This window comes from Paraburkholderia sp. CI2 (assembly GCF_014201055.1).
Lineage (GTDB): Bacteria > Pseudomonadota > Gammaproteobacteria > Burkholderiales > Burkholderiaceae > Paraburkholderia > Paraburkholderia tuberum.
Window position 1 is genome coordinate 369,156 of sequence record NZ_JACHDL010000003.1, and the last position, 21,600, is coordinate 390,755.

Sequence of the window (21,600 nt, forward strand, 5' to 3'; positions counted from 1 at the left end):
AGGGTCCGTATGATGATCGGGTCGCCAGCAGCAGAGTCGATGGTTGCCTGTTTCCCCTGGTACCCCTGTTGCATTACTGTTACTGCCTCTATTGAGGCGGTTTTTATGGGCGCTATTACAAAAGCCCCGCGTGCCACAGAATCTCAGCAATCCGCAGCCGTTCGACTATCAGCGCGGCATGCCGGATGACGACGGTATGCGGTTTGTTTGGGCGACGGCCCAAAATTTACTGCATAGCGCTTCAAGCAGGGCAAGCGATGGTAAATTTCCGCTCGCGTTACGGGCAGTGAGCAAGTTGTCCGTAGCGCTCGCCTATGCAATTGTCTTCGAGGAGATGACATGGCGGCAAATACGCCGGGTGCAAACGACGCAATGAGGATGAGCGCGGAAGGTTACGCTGCACTCAGGTTCAATGAGGGCGTGGTCATGCGCTATTACAACGATGCGCCCATCAACGGAAACTGTACGTGGGGAGTCGGAACACTGGCGCACCTCGGACCCTGTACACACGCGGAGTTGCAGCGCGCGGTCTGACCTGAGCAGGTGAACGCTGTCTTAACGGCGCGCGTTCACGACGCCGAGCGGCTCGTTAGGGCCACGGTCATCGGGCACGCACTGACACAAGCGCAGTTCGACGCGGCAGTCTCTTTCGCATACAACTCGACGGATCGGAATACACGAGAAGCGCTGGACCCTGCAAATCGGGGGGATATGGAAGGAGTCGCGCAGCACATGTCGCTCAATAGGTGACCCCACGCGATCGGCGGGGGCGCCCGATTGGCTCGCCCCGCAGAAGCCGGGGACTGGCGAATCGGCGGGTACGGGAATCGGCGCCTTTCAGGAAGCAGCGACCGTGATGCTCAAACCACTGTGCCCGGCGCTGATCATTTACCTGATTGCGACCACCTGCTCTGCCACCGGGGTCACGGCCACCCCGTCATCATTCAACGGAAAATGGACCGTCACCGATGTGGTCGCATACAGCGATGTCTCGGGCGGAATACCTGAGGCAAAACGACTGCTCGGCAAGGTGCTGAGCATATCGACTGGGCAGATCGAATTCGCAGGCGACCGCTGTCGTCCGCACGGCGGTTTCAACGTCCGCACCGTCGAGACCGCGCCAAAGCTCAAAGACTATTACGGCATCAACCTCGAAGATACGGGCTTGCCCCCGAAGGCCCTACTGCTGGACAGCGACAATTGCGCGGCCGTATTCCGCATGGATGCGCATCGCGTCGTATTCGGTTGGAACGGCGTGATCGTGCGGGCAGTGAAACCGTAACCCTCTCTACCGCCCCGCATTCAACTTGCGCCACAGCGTCGTCTTGCTGATGCCCAACGCGGCGCAAGCCGCATCGCGATCACCGTCGTGAACCGCGAGCACCGCGCGGATTTCATCGGCCTCGACATGACGGCTGCGCTCGCGCAGCGTCAGCGCCGCCGGCTTCGCGCGCGCGATGGGCTCGACGACTTCCGGCGCGATCGCGCGCAGCATGTCGCGCGTGACGAGCGCCGCACTCGCATCCGTGTCCGCATCGCCATCGGCGAGTTCAACCGCGATCCGCTCGATCACGTTCTGCAACTCGCGCACATTGCCCGGCCACGCATAGCGCCGCAACGCCGCGCCCAAACCCTCCAGCATGCGAGCGGCGGTCTGCGCGTCGGGCACGCGCGCCGCCAGCCTCGGCTCGCGCGCGGCCGCCTGGCGCAACAGTTCGGCGGCGAGCGGCAGCAGGTCGTTCGGCCGCTCGCGCAGCGGCGGTAGCGCGATGCTGAGGATGTTGAGCCGGTAGTACAGATCGGCACGGAAACTGCCCTCTGCAACGGCGTCGGTCAGCGCGCGATGCGTCGCTGCGACGATGCGGATATCGACGCGCATCGGCTCGGTCGACCCGAGCCGCACCACCTCGCGCTCCTGCAACACGCGCAACAGGCGGCTCTGCAACGGCAACGGCATCTCGCCGATCTCGTCGAGAAACAGCGTGCCGCGATGCGCGACTTCGATCAGCCCCGCCTTGCCGCCCTTGCGCGCGCCGGTGAACGCGCCTTCCTCGTAGCCGAACAGCTCGCTTTCGAGCAGCGCCTCCGGAAACGCGCCGCAATTGATCGCGACGAACGCGAAGTCGCGTCGCGCGCTCAGTTGATGCATGCTCTGCGCGACCATTTCCTTGCCGGTGCCGCTTTCGCCGAGAATCAGCACGGTCGCGTCCGACCTCGCATAACGCACGACGAGCGCGCGCACCCGTTCGATCGATTCCGACGCGCCGACGATATCGTCGAGCCGGTAGCGCGCGGTGAACTGCTGCACGCGTTGACGCGCGCGCAGCGTCCGATCGAGCCGTTCGACCGCGCGCGATTCCTGAAACGTCAGCACGGTGCCCGGCGCCGCGCCGCTGCTTGCGAGCGGCCCGCGATGCACGACATAGCTGGCGCCGCGCACCGTGCAGAAGCTGTCGCCCTCCGCGTCCGGCAGACTGCCCGCGAGGTCGGGTGCGAGTTCGAGCAGCGCGCGGCCGACGGCCTTTGCCGCATCGATACCGAGCACGCCCGCGAGCCGCTGGTTCATCAGTTCGACGCGGCCTTGCGCATCGAGCGCGACCACGCCGTCGCGCAGGTGCTGCAGCAGCGTGTCGAGCCGCTGACGTCGCACGGTTTCGCGGCGCGTGGCCTGCGCGACTTCGAGCGCGGTGTCGAAGCCGGCCCGCACCGACGCGCGCGAGTACAGAAACACCGCGCCCATGCCGGCATTCGCGGCGAGGTCGGTGACCATGCCTGGGCCGACCACGACGTCGATGCCACGATCGCTGAGATCGAGCACGACGCTCTCCGCGTCCTGCGCCGACTGGTACGACGCGAACGTGACATCGAGCGCGTACGCGGCGGCGAACCGCCGCACTTCGTCGGGGGTGTCGCCGTGCGTGACGAGCGCGACGCGCGCGCCTTCCCGACGCGCGCGGGCGAGCGCATGCATGACGTCGTAGCCGGTCGGACTGATCCGCACGACCGGCACCGACACGCGCGTCTTCAGATACGCGCCGTTCGAGCCGCCCGCGAGCACGACGTCGGGCCGCGCGGCGCCCGCGGCCTCGATTTCGCGCACCGCGTCTTCGAAGGCGTGCGACACGATGCGAACATCCGCGCGTTCCACGTATTCGCCGGCGATGTCGAAGAACAGATCGCGCAGGCGGCTAATGCTGAGCGCCCAGACGCGCGGACGCTGCGGCGGTTCATAAAGAGGCGTGCTCAAGGCGGACGGCTCGCAACGGGATGGTTCGGGACCTCCATTATGCGAGCATTCATTGCCGATTTGAAATCCGGAGTTTCATTAATGAAATCGAGCGTCGGACGGGGTCGCGTCATTGCTTCGCCGGACTCCCGCCAAATCAGGCACTTAGCTGGCGGTGAGCGGCCTGGCCCGTTCTTTGCGTACAAGGCAGCCCAGTCGAAGCAATGGCCAAATTCCAACCCTTTCTGGAGACAATCGATGAGCGAAGCAGACAACAGCACGCCGAACGCAGGCGCTTTCAAACCGAAAAAATCCGTCGCGCTGTCGGGCGTGACCGCGGGTAATACCGCGCTGTGCACGGTCGGCAAGACCGGCAACGATTTGCACTATCGCGGCTATGACATTCTCGACATCGCCGAGGCGTGCGAATTCGAGGAGATCGCTTATCTGCTGGTCCACGGCAAGCTACCGACCCAGGCCGAACTGACCGCGTACAAGACGAAGCTGAAGTCGATGCGCGGCCTGCCCGCCAACGTGAAGGCCGCGCTCGAATGGATTCCGGCCGCCGCGCATCCGATGGACGTGATGCGCACCGGCGTGTCGGTGCTGGGCACCGTGCTGCCCGAGAAAGACGATCACAACCTGCCCGGCGCGCGCGATATCGCCGACAAGCTGATGGCCTCGCTCGGCTCGATGCTGCTGTACTGGTACCACTACTCGCACAACGGCAAGCGCATCGAGGTCGAAACCGACGACGATTCGATCGGCGGTCATTTCCTGCATCTGCTGCATGGCGTCGAGCCGTCGAAGGCGTGGGTCGATGCGATGCACGTCTCGCTGAACCTGTACGCGGAGCACGAGTTCAACGCGTCGACGTTCACCGGCCGCGTGATCGCGGGCACGGGCTCGGACATGTACTCGGCGGTCACCGGCGCGATCGGCGCGCTGCGCGGCCCGAAACACGGCGGCGCCAATGAAGCCGCGTTCGAAATCCAGTCGCGCTACCAGACGCCTGACGAAGCCGAAGCCGACATCCGCCGCCGCGTCGAGAACAAGGAAGTCGTGATCGGCTTTGGCCATCCGGTCTACACGATCTCGGACCCGCGCAACAAGATCATCAAGGAAGTCGCGAAGAAGCTGTCGAAGGAAGCGGGCAACACGAAACTGTTCTCGATCGCCGAACGCCTCGAATCGGTGATGTGGGACGCGAAGAAGATGTTCCCGAACCTCGACTGGTTCAGCGCGGTGTCGTATCACATGATGGGCGTGCCGACCGCGATGTTCACGCCGCTGTTCGTGATCTCGCGTACGGCAGGATGGAGCGCGCACATCATCGAGCAGCGCGTCGACAACAAGATCATCCGCCCGAGCGCGAATTACACCGGTCCGGACGATCTGCCGTTCGTGCCGCTGGCGAAGCGCGTTTGAGCTGAGGCCGCGAGCTAAACTACCCGCACTGTCCGGCCGGCGCGCGAGCGAAGCGCCGCCCGACGCCGCCGGCATACCGTCCGGCGGCCGATAACCGTCCTGTCCCTACGTCATGAATACTGCCAACCGCAAACGCCTTCCGGGCACCGAGCTCGACTTCTTCGATACGCGTGCCGCGGTCGACAAGATCGAGCCCGGCGCTTACGACAAGCTGCCGTACACGTCACGCGTGCTCGCCGAAAACCTGGTGCGCCGCTGCGACCCGGTGACGCTGACCGCTTCGCTGAAACAGATCATCGAGCGCAAGCGCGAGCTCGATTTTCCGTGGTTCCCGGCGCGCGTCGTGTGCCACGACATTCTCGGCCAGACCGCTCTCGTCGATCTGGCGGGTCTGCGCGATGCGATCGCCGCGCAAGGCGGCGATCCGGCGCTCGTGAACCCGGTGGTGCCGACGCAACTGGTCGTCGATCACTCGCTGGCCGTTGAGTGCGGCGGTTTCGATCCGGATGCGTTCGCGAAGAATCGCGCGATCGAAGATCGCCGCAACGAAGACCGCTTCGATTTCATCAACTGGACCAAGCGCGCGTTCCGCAACGTCGACGTGATTCCGCCGGGCAACGGCATCCTGCATCAGATCAACCTCGAACGCATGAGCCCGGTCGTGCAGGTGAAGGACGGTGTCGCGTTTCCCGACACGCTGGTCGGCACCGACTCGCATACGCCGATGGTCGATGCGCTCGGCGTGATCGCGATCGGCGTCGGCGGCCTCGAAGCGGAGAGCGTGATGCTCGGCCGCGCGTCGTACATGCGGCTGCCCGATATCGTCGGCGTGGAGCTGAGCGGCAAGCCGGGCGAGGGCATTACCGCGACCGACGTGGTTCTGTCGTTGACCGAGTTCTTGCGCAAAGAGAAGGTGGTCGGCGCGTACCTCGAGTTTTACGGCGAGGGCGCCGCGAATTTGACCTTGGGCGATCGCGCGACGATCGCGAACATGGCGCCCGAGTTCGGCGCGACTGCCGCGATGTTCTACATCGACGAGCAGACGATCCGCTATCTGAAGCTGACCGGCCGCGACGACGAACTCGTCAAACTCGTGGAAACGTATGCGAAGCAAACCGGCTTGTGGGCCGATACGCTGAAGCACGCCGACTACGAGCGCGTGCTCGAGTTCGATCTGTCGAGCGTGGTGCGCACGCTCGCGGGGCCGTCGAATCCGCATCGCCGCTTGCCGGTGTCGGAGCTGGCCGCGCGCGGCGTCAGCGGCAAGGTCGAGAACGAGCCCGGTCTGATGCCGGACGGCGCGGTGATCATCGCCGCGATCACGAGCTGCACCAACACGAACAATCCGCGCAACATGATCGCGGCGGGCCTGGTCGCACGCAACGCGAACCGGCGTGGACTCGTGCGCAAGCCGTGGGTCAAGAGCTCGCTCGCGCCGGGCTCGAAGGCGGTCACGCTGTATCTGGAAGAGGCAGGGCTCTTGCCTGAACTCGAACAGCTCGGCTTCGGCGTGGTCGCGTATGCGTGCACGTCGTGCAACGGCATGTCCGGCGCGTTGGACCCGGTGATCCAGAAGGAAGTGATCGAGCGCGATCTGTATGCGACCGCCGTGCTGTCGGGCAACCGCAACTTCGACGGCCGCATCCATCCGTATGCGAAGCAGGCTTTTCTCGCGTCGCCGCCGCTGGTCGTCGCCTATGCGATCGCGGGCACGATCCGCTTCGACATCGAGAAGGACGTGCTCGGCGTCGATGCGTACGGTCATGCGGTCACGCTGAAAGATCTGTGGCCGTCGGATGCGGAGATCGATGCGATCGTCGCCGCGAGCGTGAAGCCCGAGCAATTCCGCAAAGTGTATGAACCGATGTTCGCGGTCTCCCCCGACACCGGCGCGAAGGCCGACCCGCTGTACGACTGGCGCGAAGAAAGCACCTATATTCGCCGTCCGCCGTACTGGGAAGGCGCGCTCGCCGGCGAGCGCACGCTGAAGGGCATGCGCGCGTTGGCCGTGCTCGGCGACAACATCACGACGGACCACCTGTCGCCGTCGAACGCGATTCTGCCCGACAGCGCGGCCGGCGAATACCTGACGAAAATGGGCCTGCCCGAAGAGGACTTCAATTCGTACGCGACGCACCGCGGCGATCATTTGACCGCGCAGCGTGCGACCTTCGCGAACCCGACGCTGAAGAACGAGATGGTGCTGGAGAATGGCCAGGTGAAGGCCGGTTCGCTCGCGCGCATCGAGCCCGAGGGCAAGGTCACGCGCATGTGGGAAGCGATCGAAACGTATATGGAGCGCAAGCAGCCGCTGATCGTGATCGCGGGCGCCGACTATGGCCAGGGTTCGTCACGCGACTGGGCCGCGAAGGGCGTGCGGCTGGCCGGCACCGAAGCGATCGTCGCGGAAGGCTTCGAGCGGATTCACCGCACGAACCTCGTCGGCATGGGCGTGCTCCCGCTCGAATTCAAGCCCGGCGTGAATCGCCTGACGCTCGGCATCGACGGCACGGAGACGTTCGACGTGATCGGCGAGCGCAAGCCGCGCGCCGATCTGACGCTGGTGATTCATCGCCGCAACGGCGAGCGCGTCGAAGTGCCGGTGACGTGCCGGCTCGATACGGCCGAAGAGCTGTCGATCTACGAGGCCGGTGGCGTGCTGCAGCGTTTCGCGCAGGACTTTCTCGAGTCGACCAGAGCAGCGGCTTGACGGGTAGACGCGCGTTTGCAGTGAACGTCGCAACAGACCAGGGCGATGCGGCTTGACGAGCCGCATCGCCCTTCATCAAAGAACATGTCACCTCAGGACACCTTCATGGCCCACCTTCCCCAGATCAAGATTCCGGCCACTTATATGCGCGGCGGCACCAGCAAGGGCGTGTTTTTCCGTCTGCAGGATCTGCCCGAGGCCGCGCAGCGACCGGGCGCCGCGCGCGACGCGCTGCTGATGCGCGTGATCGGCAGTCCCGATCCGTACGGCAAGCAGATCGACGGCATGGGCGGCGCGACGTCGAGCACCAGCAAGACCGTGATCATTTCGCGCAGCGGCCGGCCCGATCACGACGTCGATTATCTGTTCGGTCAGGTGTCGATCGACAAGGCGTTCGTCGACTGGAGCGGCAATTGCGGCAACCTGTCGGCCGCGGTGGGGCCGTTCGCGATCAGCGCGGGCCTCGTCGAGGCGAGCCGCGTGCCGCGCGACGGCGTCGCGATCGTGCGCATCTGGCAGGCCAATATCGGCAAGACGATCATCGCGCACGTGCCGATGAGCGATGGCGCGGTGCAGGAAACCGGCGACTTCGAACTCGACGGCGTGACCTTTCCGGCCGCCGAAGTGCCGCTCGAATTCATGGACCCGGCCGCCGACGAAGAAGGCGCGGGCGGCGCGATGTTCCCGACCGGCAACCTCGTCGACGACCTGGAAGTGCCAGGCGTCGGCACGTTGAAGGCGACGATGATCAACGCGGGCATCCCGACGATCTTCGTCGACGCCGAGGCGATCGGCTACAAGGGCACGGAGTTGCAGGACGCGATCAACAGCGACGCGAAGGCGCTCGCGATGTTCGAGACGATTCGCGCGCATGGCGCGCTGCGCATGGGGCTCATCAAGCATCTCGACGAGATCGCGACGCGGCAGCACACGCCGAAGGTCGCATTCGTCGCGAAGCCGGTTGATTACGTGGCGTCGAGCGGCAAGCCGGTGCGCGCGGGCGACGTCGACCTGTTGGTGCGCGCGATGTCGATGGGCAAGCTGCATCACGCGATGATGGGCACGGCGGCGGTCGCGATCGGCACCGCGGCGGCGATCGCGGGCACGCTCGTCAATCAGGCGGCGGGCGGCGGCGAGCGTGAGTCGGTGCGCTTCGGGCATCCGTCGGGCACGTTGCGCGTCGGCGCGCAGGCGAGTCAGAAGGACGGCGAGTGGGTTGTCACGAAGGCGATCATGAGCCGCAGCGCGCGCGTGTTGATGGAGGGGTGGGTCAGGGTGCCGCAGCAGGGCTGAGGCGGCGCCGATGTCGGCCAACGTCAGCGGCACGGAAGGCTACGTAGAGCAGGCCGCCGCGCTGATCGAGCGATGGCGCACGCTGTCGTTCGGCGATCGGCATCGGCCGATTCTCGACTGGATACCGCAGGCGCCGTCGCGCATCGTCGATATCGGCGCGGGCATCGGCACGGACGCGGCCGCGCTCGCGGCGATGGGGCATACGGTGCTCGCGGTCGAACCGGTCGACGCATTGCGCAACGCGGCGCGCGAGCTGCATGCGTCGACGCGCATCGAGTGGCTCGACGATAGCCTGCCTGATCTCGCTGTCGTGCTAGCGAAGTCGAAGCGCATCACTTTCGACGTAGTCATGCTCACCGCGGTCTGGATGCATCTCGATGCGCGGCAGCGCGAACGCGCGATGCCGCGCGTTGCGTCGTTGCTGCGCGACGGCGGCGTGTTGATCATGTCGCTGCGGCACGGACCGGTTCCCGCCGGCCGTCGCATGTTCGACGTTACCCCCGATGAGACGATCCGGCTGGCGAGCGAGCAAGGCCTGCGACTCGTACGCGAGTTGCGCACGCCATCGGTTCAGAAGGCCAACCGCGACAGCGGCGTGACGTGGACGCGACTCGTGTTCCGTTGACCCCCCGATCCAGGCGCGCCACCGCCGCCGCCTTCGCCGATGCAAACCTTCGCGTCGTCTACAATGGCCGCTCCGGCCGCGCACTCATAACCACTCCCCAGCGGCCGACTCAGTCCCGACGCAGAGGAGCCACGATGCAGAACAGGCTGGACGCCGACGCAACGAAGTCCGGCGACGCGGCGCACGACATCGCGCGCGCGAGACGCGCGGTGCTCGTGATCGCGATTGCGCAATTGCTCGGTACGTCGTTGTGGTTCAGCGCGAACGGCGCGATGCGCGATCTGCAGATCGCCTGGCATCTGAGCGCGTCCGGTATCGGCTGGCTGACGAATGCAGTGCAGGCTGGCTTTATCGTCGGGACCTTGCTGTCGGCGACCACCGGACTCGCGGATCGCGTGTCGGCAAGCAAGGTGTTCGCCGTCTGCGGCGTGCTCGGCGCGACCTTGAATGCGCTGTTCGCGCTGTGCAGCAGCGGGCTCGCGTCGGCGCTCGTGTTTCGCTTCGGCGTGGGCGTCGCGCTTGCCGGCATCTATCCGCTCGGCATGAAGCTGCTCGTTACGTGGGACCCGCGCCGCGCCGCGCAGACGCTCGCGTTGCTCGTTGCGATGCTGACGCTCGGCACGGCGTCGGTGCATGCGATTCGTGCGTTGCTGTCGAGCGTGCCGTGGCAAACCGTGGTGCTCACTTCGTCCGGACTCGCGGTGATCGGCGCGCTGCTGGTGTTCGTGCTCGGCGAAGGGCCGCACGCGCGGCGCTCGGGCAGCCGACGCTTCGGTTTGTCGGCGGGCGTCGGGCAGGTCGTGCGCATCAGCGAGTTTCGCTCGGCCGCGCTCGGCTATTTCGGTCACATGTGGGAGTTGTACGCGTTCTGGACGCTGACGCCGCTGCTCGTGCAGCGCGCGTTCGCGAGCGGGGCGCCGGCGACGCCGGGCACCGTCGCGTTGTGGTCGTTCCTGATCATCGCGATCGGTGCGCTCGGCTGCCTGCTCGGCGGCAGACTCAGCCAGGTGGTCGGCAGCGCGCGCACCGCCGCTCTCGCGCTGACGATCTCGGGCACGCTGTGCGCGATTTATCCGCTGACCACCGGGCTCGGCACCGCCGCGCAGCTCGGGTTACTTCTCGTGTGGGGCATCAGCGTGATCGCGGATTCGCCGCAGTTTTCGGCGCTGTCCGTGAAGGCCTGTCCCGCCGACAAGATCGGCGGCGCGCTGACGCTGCAGAACAGCTTCGGCTTTTTCCTGTCCGCATGCTCGATCCTGTGGTCGACCAGCGTATTTCACGCGCTTGACGTGCGCGTCGCATGGCTGCTGCTGCCTGGGCCGATCATCGGTCTGATCGCGATGTCGCCGCTGTTGCGCAAGCAGCCACGCTGGTGATGCTCGCGCTGCGTCACTTGCCGCCGTGCTTTTCCTGCCAGCGCCGCATGAACGCGATCTCGTCATGCTGCGCCTTGATGATGTTGCGCGCGAGCCGCTTGATCTCCGGGTCCTTGCCGTATTTCAACTCCGCCTGCGCCATCTCGATCGCGCCCTGGTGATGCGGGATCATGTGCGCGACGAAATCCCGGTCGGCGTCGCCGGTGTATTCGGGGGCGCTCATCTCATGCATCATGCGCTCGTCGGCGGCCTTGAAGGCTTGCGTCGATGCGCCCGAGCCGGTATGCGCCGAATCCGGCATGTCCATGCCGGGCATGCCCTGATGTTGCGCGTGAGCGGGCAGAGCCGCCGCCGCGAATGCCAAACCGCCGAACACACAGAGAGCGCGCAACGCGCGAAGGTTTTTCATATTGGTTTTCCGTTGTTGAAGAGAGTGGCGACGTGATCCGCGCGATTCTAACGGTCACGTCGGACATCGTGGAGCTTCCTGCCGTGGTAAGGTCAAGCGGAGGCAAAGCAACGCACGCCTATAATGAAACGCGACCGGATGACCAAGCCAGCATCATTGGCAGCATCACTCACTCAACGAGGCTGACAGCATGTACATCGCGATGAACCGCTTCAAGGTGGCGCCCGGCTCCGAGGACGCCTTCGAACATCTGTGGACCACGCGCGACACCCATCTGAAAGAGGTGCCGGGCTTCGTCGAATTTCATTTGCTGAAGGGACCGCGCAAGGACGATCACGTGCTCTATTCGAGCCATACGATCTGGCGCGACTATGGATCGTTCGAGACATGGACGAAGTCCGACGCGTTTCGTGCCGCGCATCGCAGTGCCGGTAACGAAAACCGCGTGCTGTATCTCGGCCACCCGGAATTCGAAGGCTTCGAAGTCATCCAGACCGTCAAATAGCGCGGTGCTCGCGCGGCGCCTGCATGCCGGTTCGCATTCGCGCCGGCATGGCGCATGCACATCCGACGCGCATCGTGCGTGGACATCGAGCTGCTCACGGCAGCGCACCACTCACCAAGGATCGAAAACATGAAAGCCGTCAGAATCGGTTCTCCCGCCACAGTCGATAGCCTGCAGGTCGTCGATCTCGCCGATCCCGGTCAGCCCGAGGCCGGGCAGATTCGCGTGCGCATTCGCGCTAGTTCGTTGAACTACCACGACTACGGCGTCGTCTGCGGCAATCTGCCGGCCGAAGCGGGCCGCATCCCGATGGCCGATGGCGCGGGCGTCGTCGAAGCGGTCGGCGCAGGCGTGCGCGAATTCAAGGCCGGCGATCACGTCGTGTCCTGCTTCTTCCCACACTGGGAAAACGGTTCGCCCGCGATCGGCGATTTTTCGACCACCCCCGGCGACGGCGTCGACGGCTACGCGCGCGAAGTCGTCGTGCTGCCGAGCCACTACTTCACGCGCGCGCCGGCCGGCTACAGCCACGCCGAAGCGGCGACGCTGACCACGGCGGGGCTGACCGCGTGGCGCGCGCTGGTCGTCGATGGTCAGTTGAAGGCAGGCAGCAGCGTGCTCGTGCTCGGCACCGGCGGCGTGTCGATCTTCGGCTTGCAGATGGCGAGGGCGATGGGGGCGTCGGTGATCGCGACGTCGTCGTCGAATGCGAAGCTCGCGAAGCTGCGTGAACTGGGTGCCGACCATACGATCAACTATCGCGACAATCCCGAGTGGGGCAAAGAAGTGCGTCACATCACCAACGGGCGCGGCGTCGATCACGTGATCGAGGTGGGTGGTCCCGGCACGTTGCCGCAGTCGATCACCGCATGCCGCATCGGCGGGCACATCGCGCTGATCGGCGTGCTGACCGGCCGCGCGGGTCAGGTGCCGACCGCGCATCTGATGGCGCGGCAACAGCGTCTGCAAGGGCTGATCGTCGGCAGCCGGCAGGATCAGATCGACATGGTGCGCGCGCTCGAGACCACGGGCATCAAGCCGGTGATCGACAGCACGTTCGCGCTGGACAAGCTCGCCGACGCGTTCCGGCACGAGGCATCGGGTGCGCACTTCGGCAAGATTTGTGTGGCGATCTGAGGATTCAACGCTCGCGCCCGGCCCGCATGACCCGCGGGATCGCTCCAGGGCCTGTTCACGCTAATAACGGGCTTGCGAACGTGCCTTTGCGCGCGTAGTGCAAGGAGAGAGGAGCGCCGTTTGGCCGAGCCAAACAAGCGACGACCGACGCCGCAATACGGGCGCAAAGGCACGTTCCCCTGTTTTAAAAAAACCTTCAAGGGGCTGGCCGCCAGAAGGGCCGATCGCCGCGTCATGCTCCTTGCGAATACGTCGAGTATTCGTTGCGTCGCAATCCTTGCGCTCGGCCCTTCTGGCGGCCAGCGCAAGCCCGTTATTAGCGTGAACAGGCCCTAGCTCAAATGCCCCTCGCGAGGTCCGCGAAACTGACACCCGTCGCTTCGCAGGCCTGCGTGAACCCTTCGTCGTAACTCGTGAAAAACACCGTGCGCGTCGTGCCGAGCGTTCTGAACAGCTCGGCGAGCACCGCGCGCGCTGACGCGTCGAGTCCGCCGGCCGGTTCGTCGGCGATCAGCACGCGGGTTTCGCCGAGCGCGGCCGCCGTCAGAAACACCTTTTTGCGGCTGCCATACGACATCTGCTCGAAACGTTTGTCCAGATGCGGCGCGAGGCCGAAGCGTTCGGCGAGCGCGAGCACGTCGTCGGTCAGCGCGGTGTGCCGCGCCGCCGCAACCTGCCGCAGATAATCGCGGCCGGTCTGATCGGGCCAGCTCATGCTGTCTTCCGGCACATACGTGAGCAGCGCTTGCGCGGCATGCGGCGCGGCGCGCAGCGAATGACCGCCGAGCCATACGTCGCCGGTGTCGGGTTCGAGCGCGCCGGCGAGGATGGCGAGCAACGTCGATTTGCCGCTGCCGGATTCATCGTTCAACGCGACGCAGCCGGACGTCGCGTCGAAGTGCAGTCCTTCGAACAGGACGCGGTCGCTATAGCGCTTGCTGAGGTTGTCGAATCGAAGCATGGGTTGGCGCGCAGAGGGCGATGTGAACGCGGCGCAGGATTGCGCCACGCCTCGTGCATGCCGTGCGGGATCTTCGGCACGGCAATTTCGCGCCAGTGTAGCAGCGCGCGCCTGGTTGCTTCGCGCCGTTACGTAGACGTCGGCGTCTCCAGCAAGAATTCCACCATTCGATCACACACGCGTTCGAACATCTGCGTGCCCGTCACGGTCGGGCAACCGCGCGCGCGTGCCGCTTCGATCAGCGGCGTAAGTGGCGGTTTCGTTACGACATCGCCGACAAAAGTCTTGGCCGGCAAGCGCGCGACGTCGATCGGCAACGAATCGCCCGCGCGCATGCCGAGCGGCGATGCGTTGACGACCACGTCATACGGACTCGGGTCGAGGTCGGCCGCCGCACCGCGCGCCTTGCCTCGGCCGAGCGCATTGAGCCGTGCGGTCAGCGAACCGGTGCGTTCGACGTCGTTGTCGCGCACGTCGAGCGAGCCGACGCCGCGCTGAATCAGCGCATGGCCGATCGCCGAACCCGCGCCGCCCGCGCCGACCAGCAGCGCGCGCTTGCCCTGTAGTTCGCAGCCCGCCGCGACGAGCGCCGCAACGAAGCCGGTGCCGTCGAACATGCCGCCATGCCAGCCGCCATCGGCGTTGCGGCGCAGCGTGTTGACCGCGCCAAGGAACGCGGCTTCTTCGGCGAGCGTCGCGCAATAGCTCGCCGCGGTGAATTTGTGCGGCACCGTGATGATCACGCCGTCGACGTTGCGCATCGGCGCGATGCCCGCGAAAAAAGCCGGCAGATCGGCTGGCGCGACGTGCGCGGGCACCACCAGCGCATCGCGGCCGGCCGAACGCAACGCGGCGGTCACGCCGGACGGCGAGCGCACCTGCGCAATCGGATCGCCGACGATGAAATACACGCGCGTCGCGCCGCTCAGACCCGCGTCGAGCGACGCCGCGAAGGAAGGGGTTTCAGCCGGCTGCATGGTCGAATCTCCTGAAATGGGTGCCCCTATGCATCGTGCCCGATGGCGGGCGCCATGTGTTGCCTATTGTCGGCTCGATGCGTTGCGCACGAATGCAAGCGGCGCGATCGACGGCATCACGCTGAGTCAGAACGGGCAGCAGAACGAAAAATCGGTGATGGGTGGTGTCTACCTTGGGCCCGGCATCGCGCCTGGTCGCCGCGATGCGAGTGCGGCAATCCCGCGCGACGAGCTGTTTCAGCACGCAAAGACGGGCCATACCAGTCGGCATTTCTCACGCCCGCGCCCTATTTTGAGACGCACGGTCAAGCCGCATCCAAAAACTGCGCTATGGTCAAACGGTCAGATTGCAGATCGCTTTCGACTTTAGCGATCGATGCGGCGAAGTCATCAGGCCAACAGGCAGGACGCGGGGGAGCGAAGATGAGCCTCACCAACAGGCAAGCAGCCGCGCAATGCGGCGGGCGGCTTCCGGCCAGATTCGCGGATGGCCACTTGCAGCATCTCGAGAGTGTGCTTGCCTTCGTGGCGCGCAAGGGCGCCGCGCAATCCGGTGAACTCGACCACGTCTATTGGGAGCGGCGTATTCGCGCGCTCGAGGACACGCATCATCTGATCCAGAATCAGCGCGCGCGCATCGCGAAGCTGCGCGACATGTTGCGCTTGCAGGCTCGGGCCAGCGGCGCACGGCGGCCTGAGATGTCGGAGTCGTCCGCGAAGACCGAAAGAAGTGCAGCGTAGAAAGAACCGTCGATGCCGCTCGGCGCCGGCGCCCAAGAAGCAGAACCTGAGAGAAAAGTGGCGATGACGCGAACGGGTCCACAGAGACCCGTCGCTCATCCGCCGGTATTGCCAGCCGATTCCAAAATCCTGACTTAATCGTGGCCTATTTTCAGATCATTTAGGTCTGTCTAAATTGCGCTTTGTCAGTAATTCTGACTGATTTTAATTGGGGTGCGGTTAGATATAGACATTTAAAAACACGCGCCGCTTTTTACGCTGATAAACTGTGCGCCGGAGCCAAGGCGGCGACGCCCTACGCGCGCTTCCCGCGTCCCCTTCCGGCGTGTCGATGGCCGGATAGACGGTACAAAGGCCTTTTCCGCGACTTTGACGGAAGCGTACCGCCGGCATACTGCCTTCGGCTAACGCGGCTCACCGGAACGCAAAGATCGTCGTCCTTCTGAATTGTCCTTTGAGCCTCGCCGTGTGGCGCTTCGCCCCCAGCCGATTTTCCGCAGACTCCGCCTTCCGATTTCGACAGGTAAGTTTGACAGACAGCTTGATTAAGTAAGGGCTTGTTCAAGTCCGCATTTTGGAAATGACTCATGAAGCCGGGAAATAATTCGCTTGGGAAAAAGCGCGCACGCAAAATTGCGGTGGCGGCTATGGCGGTGCTGATCGCGGTGTTGGTCGGTTGGGGCGTCTGGTATATCCAGCATCGCGCCGAGCCGCAGGCGCCGGCGCTGAGCGGCATTGCGAGCCAGATGCGTCACGATGCATCCGCGTGGACGCATGCGGAGAAGGATGCGTCGACGATGCTGCGCGACATTCACGACACCAACGTCGCGGCGATCGGCGTGAGTCCCAACGCGATTCTGGTGTCGCTGCGTGACGGCTCGAAGTACTTCGTCACCGATCACAACGCAACCTTCTCGCACGCGCTGCTGCTGGGCGAGCGCTCCGACGCCGCCGCGTATCAGCTCGTATGGCTGCCCGACGTCGATATCCACGGCGACGGCGCACGCTGGACCCAGCTGTTCGACCAGTTCCGCGACGCGCTGAGCGTGCTGCTGCCGCTCGCGCTGATCGGCGGCATGGCGTGGTTTATGCGACGCGAGATGAAGGGCGGCGCGAAGCTGCTCAGCGAAACACCGACGCTGCGTTTCGACGACGTGATCGGCGCGAACGAAGCGAAGGCCGCGCTCGCCGACATTCGCGGTTACCTGTCCGATCCGAAGCAGTTCTCGTCGCTGGGCGTGCGCGCGCCGTGCGGCATCCTGATGGTCGGCGCGCCCGGCGTCGGCAAGACGCGGCTCGCTCAGGCGCTGGCCGGCGAATGCGGCGCGAACTTCATTTCGATCACGGGCAGCTATTTCAGCGCGAAGTACTACGGTGTCGGTATCCAGAAGGTGCGGCACCTGTTCGAACTCGCGCGCAAGAACGCGCCGACGGTCATCTTCATCGACGAAGCGGACGGTCTCGCGAAACGAACCGACACCGGCGGTGGTCCGGTCGAAGCCGAAAGCAACCGGATCATCAACCAGCTGCTCGCGGAGATGGACGGCTTCGAGTCGAACGAGGGCGTGATCGTCGTGGCCGCGACCAACCATCCCGACAATCTCGACGAGGCATTGCGCCGTCCCGGCCGTTTCGATCGCACGGTGCAGGTACGTCTGCCGGATCGCGAAGACCGCGCCAAGATTTTCCGTTTCTACGCGCAGCGGCTGAAGTCGAAAGCGGCGGATATCGACTACGACCAGCTCGCGCGTTTGACGACCGGACTGTCGCCGGCCACCGTCGCGATGGTCGTGAATCAGGCGGGGCTGATCGCGCGCAAGGCGGGCGATAACGAAATCGCCGCGAAGCACTTCATGGAAGCGATCAAGATCGCGCGCATCGGCGACGTGAGCGGCGCCGAGCGCGCGCTCACCGAGGACGAGCGCAGGCGCATCGCGGTGCATGAGGCGGGTCATGGTCTGGTCGCGGCGCTGCTTGGCACCGGCGTGCTCGAGGAAGTGACGATTCTGCCGCGCGGCGGCGCGCTTGGCGTCGCGCTGATCACGAAGGCGCAGGACAAGCACCTGTACCGCGAAACGGAAATCCGCAACGAGATCCAGGTGCTGCTCGGCGGACGCAACGCGGAGATTCTGATGTTCTCCGAAGCATCGAGCGGCGCCGCGTCGGACTTGCAGGAGGCCTCGCGTATCAGCCTCGACATGGTGTCGAAGTTCGGCTTCAACAGCGACGGCGATCTGTTCAGTCTCGCGGCGCTGCCGTCGCAGTATGCGGGCCTGCAAATGAAGAGCGCAATCGAGCATGCGAACGTGCTGCTCAAGGAACTCAACGAACTTTGCTACGGGCTACTGCACGCGTACGAGCCGGTACTGCGCGACATTTCGGACCAGTTGCTCGAGCACGAGACCGTACCCGGGGACACCGTTTATCGGTTCATCGCCGAGCACAAGAGCACGCTGAAGATCGTGCACGAGCCTGCGGCGGCTTGACGGGCCTGATGATGCGCTACGCGAAGTCCGACGATCCCGGGTCGGTCGGCATCGCGGGAAAGCGCCTCGCGCATCGACCTGGTTCGATCTTTCAGGCTACGTCGGAAGCGACGTTCTCCGCTGCTTTCAATACCGATTCGCCGCGCGCCTTCACTCGCAAAATCGGCGCCTCGATCAACCGCCACGACAGCACCGCAATGCCAAGCGAAATCGCAAACGACGCGACGATGCCAAGCATATGTGCCCACATCGGCACGGTGCCGCCAAACAACGCCTCGGCGTGACGGTTACGCGTCAGATCGGGGATCAGGTTGTGATACAGATAGAAGCCGTAACTGATACGCCCAAGACCGGCGAGCCAACGCGTCTGTAGCAGACCCATCACGGCAGCATTGCGGCAACACGCGATCGAAGCCACCAGCGCCGCGATACCGATCCCGTACGTTGCGCTGATCGCGGTAAACAGCAAGGGATCGTCGAGCATGTTCCACCTCGGCTCGGCCGCGCACAAACCGATCACGACCAGACTCAGCGCGAACAGCGTCAGGCCATGACCGAGCCAGGCACGCACGCGGCCGCGATCGTCCTCGATCACCAGACCACCGATGCCGCCCAACGCGAGCAACCAGACATTGCTCAACGGGTGCGTATAGATCGTGATCTCATCCCAATGCGCGGCGCGCATCGCGAACAGCGCGGCAAGGCCGAGCGCCACGATCGCCCAACATGCCGCTCGATGTCGCCGCGTCGCGAGCAGCAGCAAAAACGGCGCAACGACGAGATAGAACTGCTCCTCGATCGCGAGGCTCCACAAGTGCGAATAGCGGCCCGGCCAGTAACGCAGCACCGAGCCGATCCAGAAGTTGGACAGATACGCGAAGTGAAACGGCATGCCGCTCGCCAGTTCCGGATTCGCGAGGCCGAATGCCATCAGCACGCACATCACGACGAGCATCAGGTAATAGATCGGAAAGATGCGCACCGTGCGACGAAACAGAAAGCGCCCGAGTTCGGTGCGGAAACAGCTGTCGCCCTCTTCGATGCGCGCGCGCCGCGACGACAGGATGCCGATGATCAGAAAGCCGCTCAGCGCAAAGAAAATCCACACGCCGAGATGCCCGATTTCGCCGATGTCGCCGAAGAGTCGATGCTGCAGAAACACCATCAGCACAGCGATCGCGCGCAATCCATCGAATCCGGCAATTCTGTTTTTCATAAACCTCTATTCGCAAAGCGGCAGAAAAGCACGAAAACATCGTACGGGGAAAAAATGCGAAAAAAATCGCAGCGCGCGTTCGATGATTTATTTTCGAGGCTCGCGTCCATCCATGAAGACGGGTGTCCCTGTTTCGTGCATGAAAAGCCGCAATACTTTCCGCGTGTTCGCTAAAGACGCGCCGAGTATTACCAGTCGCCAACGACTCCATTTCAGATAGCCGTTGTGAAAGCGAACATTAGAGGCGGATCGTCAGCGCCTTCGCCTGCGTCATAGGTGATGCATTGAACGCTTGCCTCGTGTGCTGAAGCACCGCGCAAGATCGTGACCGACCAGCTGCGCAGCTATCCGGCGGCGAAAGCCGAGATTCCCGAGCTCGCTCATGTGAAGCACGTTTTCGTCAAAGCCAGCGCGCGAATCAATAACCGAGCTGAAAACAGTCATCAGCCGACGCGCGAACGTGAGCGACGCATGCGTGGCTTCCGCGATCCTGAACGCACGCAGGCTTTCTTATCGAGCTTCGGTCCGATCCGTCAGCACTTCGCGCTCAAGCGACACCTGCTACGCGCCTCACTCTACCGCAAACAGCTCGCCACACGCTTCGCCGCCTGGCATTGTTTCACTGAGGCCACCCAAACTCCGTCCGTTTTCTGAGCAGGCGTCTGTCCTCTCCGCTATTGCGTCGCGAACAATTTAACGTGACAGCACCCCTGCTTGGACTACGACTCACGCAACGATGGCACTCTTCCTGTACGGCAATAGACTGTGCAACTAATTATGTGACACGGTAAGACTAGAAGGGCAGTTCAACTGCCACTTTGTTCCCACGAAAGAAGTCTGGGGATCGTGAAAAAGCGGGAGAGGGCACACGCACCCTTTCCCGCCGACCGCTTACCACTGATACGAGGCACCAATCCCGGCAGTCGTGCCACCCGCGGACATCCCAACACCCGCTTTCACCTTGATGTTGTCCTTGATACGAGCCGTACCGCCCAGTGCGATCGCCTGATAACCGTTGTAAGTCGCTGCCGCGATACCGAACGACAGTTTCTTGCCTTGATCGACTTCTGGAATCATCGTCAGCGCGGTAGCGGCGGCGATTCCCGAGTAGGCGTTCCTGGCGAGATTGTTGACCGCCTGGTTGGTCGCGTTGATACGCTGATCGGTGTAGTTGTTGGCCTGCTGAACGCCTTGTGCGACCGAGCTGTTCATCTGACCGACATTGACTGCATCCGTGTCCGCCGTACCCGCTGCGACGTTGGTGATCTGGCGTTCGTGACCCGCTGAACCCACCGATACCGAGTTATCGCGATCCGTCACCGAGCCCTGACCCAACGCCACCGAGTTCGCATTGCCAGCCTGCGAGCCCGTGCCGATCGCCGTCGAGTTGACGCCGGTCGCCGCCGCATTGGTGCCCACTGCCACCGCGTTCTCCGCTGCGGCGCTGGCGTTTGCCCCAACCACCGTGCTGCCCGCACCGGTACCCGGCATCGCCGCGTTAGCCACTGCTTCACTGTTGCGGTCCGACGACGAAACATCCGGGGTGACCGGCTGGATGTTCGACACCTGGGAACCGAGATCCATCACCTGGCCGTTGAGATCCGTCACCTGGTCCTGCAACGCCGACAGCTGGCCGTAGTTCACCGCGTCATACTGGCTCGTGCCGTTCGCCACATTGGTCAGGATCACCGGACCTGCGCTCTGGCCACCACCCAGCGTCACGGAACCGAAGTTCACCGAACCGTCAACGTTACGGTCGTACTGCACCGCGCCCGACAGTTGTGTTCCGACGTCGCCCACCTGGGTCTGCAGCTTCGTGATGTCCGTGGTGTTCTGCGTGACCCGGTCATCCAGGTTGGTGACGGCATCGCCTACGCTATGCACGGTCGTACCGCCCACGCTGTAGCTCGGTGCGCTGATCGTGCCGTCCGCGTTCACGGTCGAGCCGCCACCCAGACCAGCGGCCACGCTCGCCGAGTTCGCATACAACTGGCTGCCGTTGACGGCTTCCTTGCTGCCCGCTGCAATCGCACCGTCGGCAACGCCGCTCAGCGTGCGCGCGCCATCGGTGCCACCGAAGTCCACCGTCGTGCCGTCCAGGTCCCTGGCCACCGTGATGGCCTTGCTGGTCGCGTCCTGCTGCACCAGGCCGACGCTGCCGCCGTCCAGTTGCTGCGTCAGATTCGTGACCGAACCTTCCACATTGGTCACGCGGCCGTCGATGCTGGTGATCGCCGTCTTGTTGGCCGCAACGTCCGTCGCGTTGGCGGCGATGTTCGTCGTGTTGGCCGCGATGTTCGTCGTGTTGGCCGCGATGTTCGTCGCGTTGGCCGCGATGCCGGCCGTGTTGGTCGTCACGTTCTGGTTGGTCGCGTGCAGCTGCGAGCCGTTCACCGCTTCGTTGCTGGTGTCGCTCAGCGCACCGGCCTTCACGCCGCCCAGCGTGCGCGCGCCATCGGTGCCACCGAAGTCCACTGTCGTGCCGTCCAGGTCCCTGGCCACCGTGATGG

General features: G+C 64.3%; 19 protein-coding genes and 1 pseudogene. 14 read left to right on the plus strand and 6 right to left on the minus strand.

Translation table 11 applies throughout. The annotated features are described in order from the left end of the window. Window positions 1-130: 130 nt before the first annotated feature. The 3 genes from HDG32_RS07300 (at window position 131) to HDG32_RS36275 (ending at window position 1,282) form a co-directional block, all read left to right on the plus strand. Window positions 131-376: a hypothetical protein gene (locus HDG32_RS07300; protein WP_184064927.1), complete on the plus strand. Its 246-nt coding sequence runs from the start codon at window positions 131-133 to the stop codon at window positions 374-376. Window positions 377-543: 167 nt separating this feature from the next. Then, window positions 544-750 (plus strand): glycoside hydrolase family protein, encoded by a 207-nt coding sequence (locus tag HDG32_RS37200; RefSeq protein WP_409340008.1) that lies wholly within the window; start codon window positions 544-546, stop codon window positions 748-750. A 106-nt stretch (window positions 751-856) separates the two neighbouring features. After that, window positions 857-1,282, plus strand: a complete 426-nt coding sequence (locus tag HDG32_RS36275; protein ID WP_260336222.1) for a hypothetical protein — start codon at window positions 857-859, stop codon at window positions 1,280-1,282. A gap of 6 nt (window positions 1,283-1,288) precedes the next feature. Here the strand turns inward: HDG32_RS36275 and prpR are convergent, their stop codons facing one another. Continuing rightward, entirely contained in the window at window positions 1,289-3,247 is a 1,959-nt protein-coding gene (prpR, locus tag HDG32_RS07310; RefSeq protein ID WP_184064929.1) for a propionate catabolism operon regulatory protein PrpR, read from the minus strand. Window positions 3,248-3,484: 237 nt separating this feature from the next. Here prpR and prpC point away from each other — a divergent pair, with 237 nt between their 5' ends. The 5 genes from prpC to HDG32_RS07335 all read left to right on the plus strand — a co-directional run bounded on the left by prpC (window position 3,485) and on the right by HDG32_RS07335 (window position 10,658). Next, window positions 3,485-4,654, plus strand: a complete 1,170-nt coding sequence (gene prpC, locus HDG32_RS07315) for a 2-methylcitrate synthase (RefSeq protein ID WP_090809234.1) — start codon at window positions 3,485-3,487, stop codon at window positions 4,652-4,654. Window positions 4,655-4,766: 112 nt separating this feature from the next. After that, window positions 4,767-7,364 (plus strand): Fe/S-dependent 2-methylisocitrate dehydratase AcnD, encoded by a 2,598-nt coding sequence (acnD, locus tag HDG32_RS07320; protein WP_184064931.1) that lies wholly within the window; start codon window positions 4,767-4,769, stop codon window positions 7,362-7,364. A gap of 105 nt (window positions 7,365-7,469) precedes the next feature. After that, a complete protein-coding gene (gene prpF, locus HDG32_RS07325; protein WP_184064934.1) occupies window positions 7,470-8,657 on the plus strand; it encodes a 2-methylaconitate cis-trans isomerase PrpF in 1,188 nt (395 codons plus the stop codon). A 10-nt stretch (window positions 8,658-8,667) separates the two neighbouring features. Next, window positions 8,668-9,282: a bifunctional 2-polyprenyl-6-hydroxyphenol methylase/3-demethylubiquinol 3-O-methyltransferase UbiG gene (locus tag HDG32_RS07330; protein ID WP_184064936.1), complete on the plus strand. Its 615-nt coding sequence runs from the start codon at window positions 8,668-8,670 to the stop codon at window positions 9,280-9,282. A 134-nt stretch (window positions 9,283-9,416) separates the two neighbouring features. After that, window positions 9,417-10,658, plus strand: coding sequence for an MFS transporter (locus HDG32_RS07335; RefSeq protein ID WP_184064939.1), 1,242 nt, complete (start codon window positions 9,417-9,419; stop codon window positions 10,656-10,658). A 13-nt stretch (window positions 10,659-10,671) separates the two neighbouring features. On the opposite strand, the gene HDG32_RS07340 is transcribed toward HDG32_RS07335, so the two are convergent. Then, window positions 10,672-11,067, minus strand: a complete 396-nt coding sequence (locus HDG32_RS07340; protein ID WP_184064942.1) for a DUF305 domain-containing protein — start codon at window positions 11,065-11,067, stop codon at window positions 10,672-10,674. Between the two features lie 190 nt (window positions 11,068-11,257). Between HDG32_RS07340 and HDG32_RS07345 the strand changes: the two genes are divergently transcribed. Beyond that, a complete protein-coding gene (locus HDG32_RS07345; protein WP_184064945.1) occupies window positions 11,258-11,572 on the plus strand; it encodes an antibiotic biosynthesis monooxygenase in 315 nt (104 codons plus the stop codon). Window positions 11,573-11,701: 129 nt separating this feature from the next. Further along, window positions 11,702-12,709 carry an NAD(P)-dependent alcohol dehydrogenase gene (locus HDG32_RS07350; RefSeq protein WP_184064948.1) on the plus strand — a complete coding sequence of 336 codons (1,008 nt, stop codon included), beginning with the start codon at window positions 11,702-11,704 and terminating at the stop codon, window positions 12,707-12,709. A 337-nt stretch (window positions 12,710-13,046) separates the two neighbouring features. Here the strand turns inward: HDG32_RS07350 and HDG32_RS07355 are convergent, their stop codons facing one another. Beyond that, the gene (locus HDG32_RS07355; RefSeq protein WP_184064951.1) at window positions 13,047-13,670 is read right to left on the minus strand and encodes an ABC transporter ATP-binding protein; all 624 of its coding nucleotides are present in this window, start codon (window positions 13,668-13,670) and stop codon (window positions 13,047-13,049) included. 128 nt (window positions 13,671-13,798) lie between these two features. Then, window positions 13,799-14,647 (minus strand): shikimate dehydrogenase, encoded by an 849-nt coding sequence (locus HDG32_RS07360; RefSeq protein ID WP_184064954.1) that lies wholly within the window; start codon window positions 14,645-14,647, stop codon window positions 13,799-13,801. Here HDG32_RS07360 and HDG32_RS07365 point away from each other — a divergent pair. From HDG32_RS07365 to HDG32_RS07375, 3 genes are all read left to right on the plus strand, one after another. Then, on the plus strand, window positions 14,646-15,017 hold the full coding sequence (locus tag HDG32_RS07365; protein ID WP_184065049.1) for a hypothetical protein: 372 nt from the start codon (window positions 14,646-14,648) through the stop codon (window positions 15,015-15,017). The two genes, HDG32_RS07360 and HDG32_RS07365, sit on opposite strands and share 2 nt — an antisense overlap. Window positions 15,018-15,070: 53 nt before the next feature. Then, window positions 15,071-15,388, plus strand: a complete 318-nt coding sequence (locus tag HDG32_RS07370; RefSeq protein ID WP_184064956.1) for a hypothetical protein — start codon at window positions 15,071-15,073, stop codon at window positions 15,386-15,388. A gap of 587 nt (window positions 15,389-15,975) precedes the next feature. After that, window positions 15,976-17,874: an ATP-dependent metallopeptidase FtsH/Yme1/Tma family protein gene (locus HDG32_RS07375; RefSeq protein WP_184064959.1), complete on the plus strand. Its 1,899-nt coding sequence runs from the start codon at window positions 15,976-15,978 to the stop codon at window positions 17,872-17,874. A 91-nt stretch (window positions 17,875-17,965) separates the two neighbouring features. On the opposite strand, the gene HDG32_RS07380 is transcribed toward HDG32_RS07375, so the two are convergent. Next, window positions 17,966-19,090, minus strand: coding sequence for an acyltransferase (locus tag HDG32_RS07380; protein ID WP_184064962.1), 1,125 nt, complete (start codon window positions 19,088-19,090; stop codon window positions 17,966-17,968). A gap of 309 nt (window positions 19,091-19,399) precedes the next feature. Here HDG32_RS07380 and HDG32_RS07385 point away from each other — a divergent pair. Then, window positions 19,400-19,744 (plus strand): annotated as a pseudogene (locus HDG32_RS07385) (DDE-type integrase/transposase/recombinase); the annotation flags it as partial. A 237-nt stretch (window positions 19,745-19,981) separates the two neighbouring features. Here the strand turns inward: HDG32_RS07385 and HDG32_RS07390 are convergent. Continuing rightward, window positions 19,982-21,600, minus strand: a 1,619-nt coding sequence (locus tag HDG32_RS07390; RefSeq protein WP_184064965.1) for a YadA-like family protein, incomplete at its 5' end; no start/stop codon positions are given.